Raw genomic sequence first — 13,424 nt, 5'->3', positions numbered from 1 at the left:
ATTTTATTATCATTATTGTAAAATTGCAGTTGAGTGAAAAGGAGGTTGTAATGTTGCCTGTGTGGAGTAAGGATATTAGTGTTCATAATGATAGAATTGATGAGCAACATAAAAAATTGTTTGAAATTGCAGGAAGAGCTTATGCGCTAACCAATAAGCAGACCTCAAAAGAAGAAATTATCGAGATTTTAAGAGAACTTTTACAATACACACAAGAACATTTTAAAGATGAAGAACAATATATGGCTTCTATCTATTATCCATATTTAGAGCAACATAAAGCAAAGCACAGAGAAATAATACGAGACATGACAGTATCTGTAACAAATATAAGAAATGTAAATGATTTAAAAACTCAACTAGGAGTAATAGCTAAAAAATGGCTATTAGAACATATTTTAAAAGAAGATATGCAAATTGAAAAATTCAGACGTAATACATGTCAACTTCCTGCAAGAGAAATTGAAGATGACTTTGTAGAAGAAAAAGAAAAATATGGTTGCGAGTGTCCAAATAAAGTGCATTTAGTTCCTTTAGATGTTCATAAAAGAATACAAGAAGGTGCTGTTTTTAGTTGTAAAGTATGTAGTAAACAAATTAGAAAAATATAAAAGGGAAATAATGCTAGATAATAATAAAATACAAGATTATAAACTAATGGGAGATACACTAAGATTCTTGTGTGCAGATATGGTGCAAGAAGCAAATAGCGGACACCCCGGAGCTCCAATGGGATTGGCTGATATAGCAGTAGTGCTAAGTGAGCATATAAAGCTAAACCCAAAACAACCAGAGTGGATAAATAGAGATAGGCTTGTATTTAGTGGCGGACATGCTAGTGCTTTATTGTATAGTTTGTTGCATTTATGGGGATTTGATGTATCTTTAGATGATTTAAAAAACTTCAGAAAACTTAACTCCAAAACTCCCGGACATCCAGAGTATAAACATACTAAAGGCGTTGATATTACCACAGGACCGCTAGGGCAGGGAGTGGCAAATGCAGTTGGCTTTGCCATGGCGTCTAAAATGGCACAAAATATACTTGGGAGTGAGATTATTTCACATAATGTGTATTGCTTGTGTGGCGATGGGGATTTACAAGAGGGAATCTCTTATGAGGCTTGTTCTCTAGCAGGTCATCATTGTTTGGATAATTTAATTTTGATTTATGATTCAAATCATATAACAATCGAAGGTGATACAAGTATAGCTTGGAGCGAAGATATAAAAATGCGTTTTTGTGCTCAAGCTTGGAACGTTATAGAAATAGATGGACACAATTTTTATGAAATAGATAATGCTTTAATAAAGGCAAAATCAAGCAATAAGCCAACTTTAATTATTGCAAATACTACAATAGCAAAAGGTTCTGTGAATCTAAGCGGTTCGCATAAAGCACATGGAGCACCTTTAGGAGATGATGAAATAAGAGAATCAAAGATAGCATTAGGCTTTGAAGATAAAAAATTTGACATTAAAGATTCTGTTGCTATTAGGTTTGCAAATGTTTCTGAAATAGGTCTTGTGGAGCATAAAAGATGGGAAGAATCTCTAAAAAATAATCCAAAAAAATCAATGCTAGATTCAATGTTTAATCCTGATTTTAGCTCCATTATATATCCAAAATTCACAAAAGATATGGCTACTAGGGTTAGTAATGGAGAGATTTTAAATGCTATTTCAAAAGCATTGCCCGGCTTTGTTGGAGGTAGTGCTGATTTAGCACCTTCAAATAATACAGAATTAAAAAATAGCGGAGATTTCCCTAATGGCGTAAATTTGCACTATGGTATAAGAGAACATGCAATGGGTGCAATTTCAAATGCATTAGCTAATTATGGAATCTTTATTCCTTTTAGTGCTACATTTTTTGTCTTTAGTGATTATTTGTTGCCTAGTGTTAGAATCGCTTCTCTTATGAAAAGTAGAGAATTTTATATTTGGACGCATGATAGTATAGGGGTTGGCGAAGATGGAGCTACACATCAACCAATAGAACAAATAAGCCACTATAGATCAATGCCTAATTTCTATTTATTCCGCCCTGCTGATGCTAATGAAAATATAGCTTGTTGGCAAGTAGCATTGAATCTAAACTCCCCTTGTGGATTTGTCTTAAGTCGTCAAAATCTCCCATTACTAGATGAAGTAAGTACAGAATCTCTAAAGTATGGTGCATATATAAAGCAAGATTCCAAAGAACCGAAGGTTACTCTTCTAGCTAGTGGAAGTGAGGTACATATAGCGCTAAGGAGTGCAGAATCTTTAAATAATGAAGGAATAAGCACGAGGGTTGTAAGTGTGCCATGTTATGATTTATTATTAGAGCAGGATTTAACTTATATTAATTCTCTCTTTAGTGGCTATGTTGTTGCAATAGAGGCTAGTAGGGGATTGGAGTGGTATAAATTTGCACATAAAGTAATAGGAATGAATGGCTTTGGTGCTAGTGCTAATGGAGAAGTGTTGTTTGATTATTTTGGGTTTAGCGTAGAAAATATTACAAACATAATAAAACAATCAATTTAGATGTCAAATAATCTTTATATTTTTTCCAGTAATAGAGCAAGAAAGCAGTTTTTTTTAGAGAATTTTGATAATTCTTTTTTACCAGATTCGAAGACTTTAGGTGAGTTTTTCGAAACTATTTTAAGAGTTGATGGAAAAATAAAAATACCTGATATTCTAAGACGAATTTATTTGTATGAATCTATCAAAGAATGCAATACGGATAGTTTAGGTGAGTTTGCTAGTAATTTTTCTAAGTTTTTATCTAATTCTGATTTTTTTTTGAAATTTTACGATGAATTATGTGCTGAATGTGTGAGTATAGAATATTTAGAGCAATTTGATATTTATGCTTTTTATGAAGATCATTTAAAAATTCTAAAAGATATTTTTAGAATTTATCACAAAAAGCTAACTGAAAACAATTTGTATGATAAATATTTCGTTGAAGACTATAAGATAAATGTCGAGTTATTATCTAATTATGATGAATTACAAGTTTTTATCTCTGGGTTTTTATCTAAGTTTGAATGCAAAATATTTTACGAACTCTCAGAAATAAAACCAATAATCTTAAAAATTAAAATAAATAAATTCAGTAAAACTTATTATGAACGATTATTTGGTATGGATATTGATTGTGGATTGGTTGAGTTTTTAGTTAGAGATTCTAAGGTATCGATAAAAGCTAAAAAAAATATACAATTACACAAACAGCCTTTAATAATGGAGTTTAGTAACAAAGTATCATTAGTTGGAGCAATCTTTGCTCAAATTGATAGTTGGTTAGAGAGTGGCGTTGCACCAGAGGATATATGTGTTATTTTGCCAAATGAAGAATTTGTAGCATATCTAAAGTTATTTGATACTGCTAGAAATTTTAATTATGCAATGGGCATAAAGCTAAAAGATACACGGATTTTTAAACAATTAAAATTAAAAACTGATGAAATTTGTGATGTTGAATCTTTTTTGAGATTCATTAGTGAATTTAACGACAATAAAGATTTATTTGTGATTAAAAAAATCCAAGAATCTTGGGAGTATTTTAAGCCAATGATTCCATATTTTGCACAATTGGATAAAGAAATTGTTTTGTCATTTTTAAAATATATCGAAGAATATACAATAGATGATGTAGGTGGTGGTAGAATCAAGGTTATAGGGATATTAGAGAGTAGGGATATTAATTTTAGCCATGTCATAATGCCAGAGTTTATAGAGGGTGTTGTGCCAAGTTTTAGCAATAAAGATATTTTCTTAAACACAACTATTAAAAAAGAAGCCTCTTTACCAACGAAGCTAGATAGAGAAAATTTACAAAAATCATATTATTTAAATATTTTACAAAACTCAAAAGAAGTAATAATTTATACAATAAATAATGATGATACAAAGCCTTCTAGATTCTTGCTTGATAAAGATGTCTTTTGTGGAAAAATCCACAATGCCTCAAAGGAATATGATGATTATTTTGTAAAAAATAATTTCTATAAATATAGCGATAGTGAAATTGTAGATGTGCTAAATATCAAGGCTATAAGCCCAACTAGTTTGAAGATTTTTTTGGATTGTAAAAGGCAATATTATTATAAATATATACTAGGCTTAAAAGATAAAGAAGTTAGAGAGCATGTATCAAATGCGATTCATAATGCTTTGCACATTGGGTTTGTGAATTTTCTAAAGCATGGCAATTTCAATCTCTTATCACAAGAAGTTTTTAGACTTATAGATGAATATGGCGAAAATGAGCTTGATAAATTTAATGTATCTTTGGCAAAAAAATATGTAAAAGACTTACTTTTAAATGAAGAAGAGAGATATAAAAGTGGATATATGCCCAAGTTTTTGGAAAAAGAATTTACTATTGATATTGGGAAGATAACTCTAAAAGGCAGGATTGATAGAATTGATGTAAGAGGTGATGAAATATTAGTGCTAGATTATAAATACAAAAAAAACAACATAAAAAGTAGCCATGATTTTCAGATGCTATTTTATAAGTTAGCCGCACAAAGATTCTTCCCAAATAAAAATATAAAAGTTGGAATCTATGATGTTTATAATGCAAAAATAGAATACTATGATGAATCTAAGCTAGAAAAAGAAGAGCAAGAATTATTAAAAATATTGAATGATATAGAAGAGATAAAAGAGTTAAGTTTCACTCTTACAGATAAAAGACAAGTGTGTGAATATTGTAGCTTTAAGTATATTTGTAATAGATATTAGACAAGCATTTATGCTTGTCTTTTTAGAATCCTATAAATAAATAAAATAGATAAAGTAGCCATTAAGCTTTTAAAAACTAGCACTGATTGATTGTGCATATTATCAAATGCACTATTTGCAATCCCATCTTCTCCTAGTAGTTGAGATTCTAGCATATATGGCGTGTAATACATTGTAAATAAAAATATCAATATAACACTAATGAATCCTAAAATTGGTGCAAAAACATTTCTATTTATCCTTAGTGTCAATATTTCATAAATAATTATAAAAATAGCGACAATGTTTAATAGGACATTTAGCTTTACAAAAATAGATGTCATTAAGATTCCAGATTGCAAAATGCTTATATCTAGTCCCTCTACAATACTTGCAGCACGAAATATACTAGGCGCACTAAATGCACCACAAGCAACTAGAGCTCCAACTACAACTGCTATTAAAAACATATATAACGCATAAAAATAAGATTCTAATTTGAAGAATAATTTCATTATAATCTCCTCTTTGAAATTAATGGCTATTGTATCAAAAAAGGGGTAATTAATGATAATTCTACTATCTCCAAGTGAGAAAAAAGAGCTAACACATAAAAATGAGATTCCACATATTGATGGCTTTTATAAAGAGTTTTTAACAAAAGATATAGCTAGGATAGTGGAAAATTATATTAAGTGCCTTAGGGAAAATAGCGAAGGTGAGATATCCAAAATGCTTGGCGTAAAACATATTGTGCTAGATGAGCTTGTATTGTTACAGAATATTAATAATACTCCTTTATTACAAGCAATAGAAAGATATAGCGGAGTTGCATTTAAGGCACTAGGATATGAATCTCTTAATAAAAAAGAGAAAGAATATATTAATGGCAGAGTTTTTATATTTTCAAACTTATTTGGGATTCTTAGAGCTTGTGATTTGATACCTTATTATGATTTAAAGCAAGGAGAAGGATTTGCTTGTGGAGAATATACTTTTAAGACCAAAGATATTTATGCTAATAATGCAAAAAATTACATAGAAGAATTAAAGACACAAAGCAATTTTGTTCTTGATTTAAGGGCTGGATTCTATCAGAAGTGCCTAAAATTACCACAAGACTTCAAAATTTGTGAGCTAAACTTTATAAAAAATGGTAAAAGTGTAAGCCATTATGCAAAACATTACAGAGGACTTCTGCTAAGAGAATGTGCAAGAAATAATATACAAACATTTGATTCTATTAAATATTTAAAACTAGAAGGGCTAGAGATAATAAATATAGAAGAGAGTGGGCAAAAATTAAGCATTACATATAATTTGGTATAATTTTTAATTTTAAGGAATGTAAGATGAAATTTCGTGGTAAAAATGTATTAATAACTGGTGCTAGTAAGGGCATAGGTGCAGAGAGTGCTAGATTCTTATCATCACTTGGGCTAAAGGTATGGATAAACTATCGCTCAAACCCTGAAATAGCAGATGCACTAAAAGAAGAAATAGAGAGAAACGGCGGAGAAGTTGCTGTAATTTGCTTTGATGCAACAAATGAAGAGCAGTTTGTAGAAGCCTTTAATATCATTAATAAAAGCGATGGAGAGTTGGCATATTTGGTAAATAATGCTGGAATCACAAATGATAAATTGTCTATAAGAATGAAAGTGGAAGATTTTAATTCTGTGATTAATTGCAATTTAACATCAGCTTTTATTGGTTGTAGAGAAGCTTTAAAGCATATGAGAAAGCAAGGTTATGGAAGCGTTGTTAATATATCATCCATAGTTGGTGAAATGGGCAATATTGGTCAATGTAACTATGCAGCAAGCAAGGGTGGCATGATAGCTATGACAAAATCTTTTGCTAAAGAAGGCGGTAGCAAAGAGATAAGGTTTAACTGCATAACACCTGGATTTATTAAAAGCGATATGACAGAATCTTTAAAAGAAGAAATAAAGCAAAATTATTATTCAAATATCCCTCTTGGTAGGTTTGGAGAAAGTAGAGAAGTTGCTTCTTGTATAGCGTTTTTATTGTCTGATTATGCAAGCTATATAACAGGCGAGATTTTAAAAGTAAATGGCGGATTATATATGTAAAAAAGTTTAAGAATTTTTTAGCTAGAATAGCATGTTTAAGACAAAATTTTATTTAGGAGAGTTCTAAATGGCAGTTTTTGATGATGTAAAAGCGGTTGTTGTTGAGCAATTAAATGTAAATGACGGAGAGGTTAAGCCAGAATCTAAGTTCGTTGATGATTTGGGTGCGGATTCTTTAGATGTTGTTGAGCTTATTATGGCACTAGAAGAAAAGTTTGAAATTGAAATTCCAGATGAAGATGCAGAAAAAATTGTAACTGTAGGCGATGTAGTAGCATATATAGAAAAAGCAAAATCTTAAATTATAGTATGCCTTTTGGCATACGAATCTTACAAAATTCTATAAATTACAATTTAAGGATCATATAGACATGAGAAGAGTTGTTGTTAGTGGTATTGGTATGATTAATTCGTTGGGGCTTAATAGAGAAGATTCTTTTAAAGCTATTGTTGAAGGAAAATGTGGAGTTAAAACAATCTCCTCTTTTGATGCTAGTGAGTTTCCAGTAAAAATTGCAGCTGAAATTACCAATTTTGATCCAAATTCTGTTATGGATGCTAAAGAAGTAAAAAAGGCTGATAGATTCATACATCTTGGCATTAAAGCTGCTAAAGAAGCTATGGAAGATAGTGGATTAATAGATTTTAATGGTATTAACTATGATAGGTTTGGTATTAGTTCTGCATCTGGTATTGGTGGGCTTATTAATATAGAAAAAAATTCAGTTATAAATGAACAAAGAGGACCAAAGAGAATTTCGCCATTTTTCATACCTTCATCACTTGTAAATATGCTTGGTGGATTTATTTCTATTGAATTTAATTTAAAAGGACCGAATCTTTCTAGTGTAACTGCTTGTGCTGCTGGTGCTCATGGGATTAGTGAAGCTGTAAAGACTATAAAGTTAAATTTGGCTGATAGAATGTTGGTTGTCGCTTCAGAATCTGCTATATGTGGTGTTGGTATAGGCGGGTTTGCTGCTATGAAGGCTCTATCAGATAGAAATGATGAGCCACAACTTGCATCAAGACCATTTGATGCACAAAGAAATGGATTTGTCATGGGTGAGGGTGCTGCTGCTTTGGTTCTTGAAGACTATGAGAGTGCTAAGGCTAGAGGTGCTACTATTTATGCTGAAATTGTAGGCTTTGGAGAGAGTGGAGATGCAAATCACATAACCACACCAGCACCAGAGGGCGAGGGTGCATATAGGGCTATGAAAATGGCATTAGAAATGGCAAATGTAAAAATTGACTATATAAATGCACATGGGACAAGCACAAAATATAATGATATGTATGAGACTATGGCGTTAAAGAGAGTTTTTGGAGGAAATGTGCCTCCTGTTAGCTCTACTAAAGGTCAAATTGGACATTGTCTTGGTGCAGCAGGCGGTTTAGAGGCTGTTATTTCTATAATGGCTATGCAAAAAGGGATATTACCACCTACGATAAACCAAGTAGAGAGTGATCCAGATTGTGATTTAGATTATATTCCAAATGTAGCTAGAGAGGCAAAAGTAGATGCTGTAATGAGTAATTCATTTGGCTTTGGTGGCACAAATGGAGTTATTATTTTTAAAAAAATATAAGGAATAAAAGTGTCTGTTTATTTGGATTTTGAATCTAAAATAAAAACAATACAAGATAGCATAGCTACAGCACAATTAAAAAATGATACTCATGCTATTGAAATTTTGCAAAATGATTTGCAAAAGGAAGTTGAAAAAATTTATTCTAATTTGTCAGATTATCAAAAATTGCAACTAGCTAGACACCCTGATAGGCCATATGCTTTAGATTATATTTCTGCTATGCTTAGTGATTCGTATGAAATACATGGCGATAGACATTTTAGCGATGATCATGCAATTGTGTGTTATATCGGCAATATAGATGGACAGAAAATAATGGTAATTGGCGAAGAAAAGGGTAGGGGCACGAAGAATAAAATTTTTAGAAATTTTGGTATGCCAAACCCTGAGGGATATAGAAAAGCTCTAAGAGTAGCCAAAATGGCAGAAAAGTTTAATATACCACTTTTAATGCTTGTAGATACTCCAGGGGCATATCCCGGAGTTGGAGCTGAAGAGAGGGGACAAAGCGAAGCTATAGCTAAGAATCTACAAGAGTTTAGCAAATTGAAGATTCCAACTATTTCAATAGTAATAGGCGAAGGTGGTAGTGGAGGAGCGTTGGCTATTGGCGTTGCAGATAGACTTGCTATGATGGAGTATTCGGTCTTTAGCGTTATTTCACCTGAAGGCTGTGCGGCTATATTGTGGAATGATCCACAAAAGATAGAAAGTGCTACACAAGCAATGAAAATAACTCCAAATGAATTAAAAAAAGCAGGTTTGATTGATGATATAGTTTTAGAGCCAAAAGTTGGAGCACATAGGGATAAAGATTCAGCTGTCAAAGCACTTAAAGAATATGTGATACGAAGCATAAAAGAAATACTAGAAGATAAGGATTATTTGCAAAAAAGATACAATAAACTTATGTCTTATGGGAGCTTTCAATAAAACTTGCAATCATTGGCGGAGGTGCGAGTGGGATCTTCGTGGCAGTTCTGCTTAAGGGTTGTGGGCTTGATATTACAATTTTTGAAAAAAACAAAACAATAGGTAAAAAACTCTTAGCTAGTGGTAATGGTAAATGTAATATACACAATACAAATGGTTCTAGCAGTGATTATGCAAGTTCTAGCCTAGATAAAAATCAAATACAAAAAATTATAAATAAATTTACATATTCTGATTTTTACAAACTATGCAGTAAGCTTGGATTGCCTCTTATAGCAGAAGGAAGCAAAGTATATCCTATGTCTTATAGCGCTAAGAGTGTATTAGAAGTATTTCAGCTTTCTTTAGAGGAAGTTCATATTAGATGTAATGAAGAAATAATAGATATTAAGCTTGATAAAAACTATAAAATAAAAAGCAATAAACAAGAATATGAATATGATTTTGTAGTGGTTTCATGTGGTAGTAATGCACATGAGAGACTAGGTGGTAGTGATAGTGGGTATAGACTAGGTCAGAAATTAGGCTTTCAGCTAGTAGATACTTATCCTGTTTTAACTCCATTAAAATGCAAACAAGTATTTTGTGATTTAAATGGCTTGAAAGTGTTTTCAAAGATAACTCTAAAAGATAAAAATATAAAAATTATAGAGATAGATGGTGATTTATTGTTTACAAATTATGGTGTTTCGGGGTTTGGCATTTTGGATATTTCTTATTATTTGAATTTATGTGAGATTCCTAGTTTTAGCGTTGATTTACTGCCAAATATTTCTAAAGAAGCATTAGAAAAGATTCTAATAAATTCCATTAAAACTTATAAGAATGCCAGTTTGTGCGAGATTTTAAGCGGTATTGTAAATCCAAAACTAGCAAAATATTTAACAAATAATAAAAAAAGCGATATTAAAAGTATTAAGAACATAGTTTATGCAATTAAAAATCTTCAAATAACGCCAGAATTAACTCAAGAAGCAAATAACGCTGAAGTATGCGGAGGTGGGATTAGCTTTGAATGTATAAATATAGATACTTTTGAGAGTAAAAAATATAAAAATTTATATATTATAGGTGAAGTGCTAGATATTGTAGGCAAAAGAGGTGGTCATAATTTAGCTTTTGCTTGGAGTGGTGCTTATATATGTGCTAATTCAATAAAAAAGCGTATGCAGATTCAATAAATATGGCTTAAATTTTAAAGATGTAGAAATTACAGATTCTTTATGACTTGATTTTGTTTTATAGAATAAAGTGTGATTAAAATATTAAATTTAAGGCTTTGAGATTTTAGTAACTTATTAAAATTTTATTTCTTGTTAATTAATTGTTAATTTTTTTAGAAAAGTGTCGATATAACTAATGCAATTTAAATTTTCAAGGAGAAAGTCATGCAGACAGGTATGAATTTCTCTTCTCTTAAAGCCTCATATACCACCACGCATTGGAGTGCTCTTGGAGAAGAGATTAAAAATGATAAAGCAAATAGTGTTCCAACTACTAGCAATACAACCATAAATGAAAAAGATGAAGGAAGCAAAGCTTCAAATGTGGTTGCTTCAAGTGAAGTTGCAAACAATAAGTTTGGCGACCTTCATAAGCAGATTGTATCACATGCAATAGAAAAAATAGCTGAAATTAAAAATGATATTATGAAGATATGGGAGGAGTTATATGGGCAAGATAGACCAACTTCTTCTATTGATAGCATAAAAGATATTACTGATCTTATAAGTGGTAATATTGCCACAAGACCACCTATTCAAATTGGCGGTTCTCAAAGCGGGATAAGCATTACTCAAGGTTTCTATCAATCATTAGAGTTATCTATAAAAGGCACTATAGTAGGACAAGATGGCGTAAAAAAAGAACTTGATTTAAGCATTAGCATATCTCAAAGTTTTATACAAAATATACAAATAAATGGTTCAAATAGCGGAAATGGCAGTGGAAGCATAGTTGATAAAGAAGAGGGTGCTGAAATTATAGATCCGCTTGTTATTGACTATGAAGGAAGCGGGACTGAACTAAGCGATACTACGATGAGCTTCGATCTTGATAGCGATGGTAAAGAAGATCAAATATCAACTCTTAAAAAAGGCTCTGGATTCCTAGCGTTAGATAAGAATAATGACGGAAAAATTAATGATGGCAATGAGCTATTTGGCACACAAAGTGGAGATGGATTTAAAGATCTAGCACAATATGATAGTAATAAAGATGGCAAAATAGATAAAAATGATCCAATATACAATAAGCTTAGAATCTGGTCGCCAAATGAAAAAGGAGAAGGCGAGTTAGTAGGCTTAGGTGAGAAGGGTATAGGGGTTATATATCTTGATGCTAAAGATGATAAAGAGTATCTAATGGGTGAGAAGGGGGACTTGCTAGGTATTAAGCAAAAGACTTCTGATTTTATTAGAGATGATGGAAGTAGTGGTAATATCCACCATATAGACTTGGTAAAAGATCCAATAAAATCACAACAACAAAATGAACAAATACTAAATAGTATGCTAAATGGCAATAGCCTACTTGGCTCTAAGGTGTATTTGGAGAATCTAAGCTTTAGTGCTTCATGGACTGAAACGAATTTTGCCTCTACATCAATTAGCAACAATGGTAATGGTGGCTTTAATTGGAGTTTTAGCAGTGCAACATATAAGAGTTTCTCGTTTAGCTTTAGTTTGGATTCATTGCACAATGCCACAAATGGCGTGAGTGCTGATATATCAAATATTTGGAAAAAATTAGAAGAAAGCTTCAAAGATATAGAATCTATTGGAAGCAATAATCAACCTAATAGCGGATTGGTTGATTTACTACTAAAGAGATTCGATGAGGCAAACTACTCTAAATTAAATGAGCTTTTATTTAACTCAAGCGAGAGTGAGAGCCCATTTAAAAACAACTTGAATCTACAAGAGTTAGCACGACTAATTTCTTAAGATTCTTTGGTGGAGTTATAGACTAACACTCCTTCTAAAATTTCATCTATATCTCCATCTAGTATCGCACTAACATTGCTATATGCAATGTTGGAGCGCAAATCTTTTATTTGTTGGTGAGGTGCTAACACATAGCTCCTAATTTGATATCCCCAACCTATCTCACTTTTTTCATCTATATTTGTTTCTTCTTCTTTTTTTAATCTTTCTCTTTCATATAGCTTTGCTTTTAGCATTTTTAAAGCACTTGCTTTATTTTTGTGTTGGCTTCTATCATTTTGACATTGCACTACTATGCCTGTTGGTAGGTGCGTGATTCTTATTGCAGATTCTGTTTTATTTACATGTTGCCCCCCTGCACCTGAAGCACGGTATGTATCTATTCTTAAGTCTTTTTCTTCTATTTGTATTTCTATATCATCTTCTATTTCTGGCATTACACTAACTGAAGTAAAACTTGTATGTCTTTTTGCGTTTGAATCAAATGGTGAAATTCTAACTAGTCTATGTACACCGTTTTCGGCTTTTGCGTAGCCATAAGCATTTTCTCCTTTTATGATAAAACTTGCATCTTTTATTCCTGCTTCATCTCCTTCTTGATAGTCTAAGAGTTCAACCTTAAAGCCTCTTCTCTCAGCCCATCGCAAATACATTCTATATAGCATTGAAGCCCAATCTTGAGATTCTGTTCCGCCAGCACCTGGAGTGATTGTAAAAATTGCATTATTTGAATCTAATTTATCGCTTAGCATTACCTCTATTTCTGCATTTTTTATTGTTTGATTTAGATTATCTGCTTCTTCAAATAAAGATTCTAAGAGTTCTTCATCATCATTTGCTAGTTCAAATAATTCTTTTGCGTCATTTAGGGCTTTTGTGGCTGTGTTATATTTTTCTAATTGTCTTATATATATTTTTTTTTCTTTTTGCAAATTAGCTGCATTTTTCGCATCAGCCCAGAAGCTTGAATCTTGCTCTTTACTTGAGATTTCATTTATTTTTTCTTGCAGTATTTTTGGGTTTAATATTTTTTCTATATTTTGTTGTTTGCTTTCTAGTTCTTTTAGTAGCTTACCATATTCATAATTATCCATCTATATTCCTTAGAATTATTTAGTGAAATTATATTT

Annotated in this window: 12 protein-coding genes; 10 read left to right on the top strand and 2 right to left on the bottom strand. The window is 31.6% G+C overall.

Going from position 1 to position 13,424, the window contains the following annotated elements:
- Positions 1-50 precede the first annotated feature (50 nt).
- From PF022_RS04710 to PF022_RS04700, 3 genes are read left to right on the top strand one after another with little or no spacing between them, the layout of a single operon-like run.
- On the top strand, positions 51-611 hold the full coding sequence (locus tag PF022_RS04710; RefSeq protein ID WP_271020947.1) for a bacteriohemerythrin: 561 nt from the start codon (positions 51-53) through the stop codon (positions 609-611).
- 10 nt (positions 612-621) lie between these two features.
- Positions 622-2,532 carry a transketolase gene (gene tkt, locus PF022_RS04705; RefSeq protein ID WP_271020948.1) on the top strand — a complete coding sequence of 637 codons (1,911 nt, stop codon included), beginning with the start codon at positions 622-624 and terminating at the stop codon, positions 2,530-2,532.
- Positions 2,533-4,746, top strand: coding sequence for a RecB family exonuclease (locus tag PF022_RS04700; RefSeq protein ID WP_271022949.1), 2,214 nt, complete (start codon positions 2,533-2,535; stop codon positions 4,744-4,746). It begins immediately after the preceding gene.
- An 8-nt stretch (positions 4,747-4,754) separates the two neighbouring features.
- Here PF022_RS04700 and PF022_RS04695 read toward each other — a convergent pair whose 3' ends face one another.
- Positions 4,755-5,240, bottom strand: a complete 486-nt coding sequence (locus PF022_RS04695) for a DUF4149 domain-containing protein (RefSeq protein ID WP_271020950.1) — start codon at positions 5,238-5,240, stop codon at positions 4,755-4,757.
- A 52-nt stretch (positions 5,241-5,292) separates the two neighbouring features.
- Here PF022_RS04695 and PF022_RS04690 point away from each other — a divergent pair, with 52 nt between their 5' ends.
- The 7 genes from PF022_RS04690 to PF022_RS04660 all read left to right on the top strand — a co-directional run bounded on the left by PF022_RS04690 (position 5,293) and on the right by PF022_RS04660 (position 12,294).
- On the top strand, positions 5,293-6,054 hold the full coding sequence (locus tag PF022_RS04690) for a YaaA family protein (RefSeq protein ID WP_271020951.1): 762 nt from the start codon (positions 5,293-5,295) through the stop codon (positions 6,052-6,054).
- Positions 6,055-6,077: 23 nt separating this feature from the next.
- Entirely contained in the window at positions 6,078-6,821 is a 744-nt protein-coding gene (gene fabG, locus PF022_RS04685) for a 3-oxoacyl-ACP reductase FabG (RefSeq protein WP_271020952.1), read from the top strand.
- A 67-nt stretch (positions 6,822-6,888) separates the two neighbouring features.
- Entirely contained in the window at positions 6,889-7,122 is a 234-nt protein-coding gene (gene acpP / locus PF022_RS04680) for an acyl carrier protein (RefSeq protein ID WP_271020953.1), read from the top strand.
- Between the two features lie 70 nt (positions 7,123-7,192).
- On the top strand, positions 7,193-8,413 hold the full coding sequence (locus PF022_RS04675) for a beta-ketoacyl-ACP synthase II (RefSeq protein WP_271020954.1): 1,221 nt from the start codon (positions 7,193-7,195) through the stop codon (positions 8,411-8,413).
- A gap of 9 nt (positions 8,414-8,422) precedes the next feature.
- Entirely contained in the window at positions 8,423-9,349 is a 927-nt protein-coding gene (gene accA / locus PF022_RS04670; protein WP_271020955.1) for an acetyl-CoA carboxylase carboxyl transferase subunit alpha, read from the top strand.
- Complete coding sequence (locus PF022_RS04665; RefSeq protein WP_333770844.1) at positions 9,346-10,530, top strand: aminoacetone oxidase family FAD-binding enzyme; 1,185 nt, start codon at positions 9,346-9,348, stop codon at positions 10,528-10,530. Before accA ends, PF022_RS04665 begins: the two co-directional genes overlap by 4 nt.
- A gap of 207 nt (positions 10,531-10,737) precedes the next feature.
- Positions 10,738-12,294, top strand: a complete 1,557-nt coding sequence (locus PF022_RS04660) for a hypothetical protein (protein WP_271020956.1) — start codon at positions 10,738-10,740, stop codon at positions 12,292-12,294.
- Here the strand turns inward: PF022_RS04660 and prfB are convergent.
- Positions 12,291-13,388 (bottom strand): peptide chain release factor 2, encoded by a 1,098-nt coding sequence (gene prfB / locus PF022_RS04655; protein ID WP_271022948.1) that lies wholly within the window; start codon positions 13,386-13,388, stop codon positions 12,291-12,293. The genes PF022_RS04660 and prfB overlap by 4 nt on opposite strands.
- Positions 13,389-13,424 lie beyond the last annotated feature (36 nt).

The sequence above is a fragment of the Helicobacter sp. WB40 genome (assembly GCF_027859275.1).
GTDB lineage: Bacteria > Campylobacterota > Campylobacteria > Campylobacterales > Helicobacteraceae > Helicobacter_D > Helicobacter_D ibis.
This window is presented reverse-complemented; position numbering and strand designations above follow the sequence as displayed.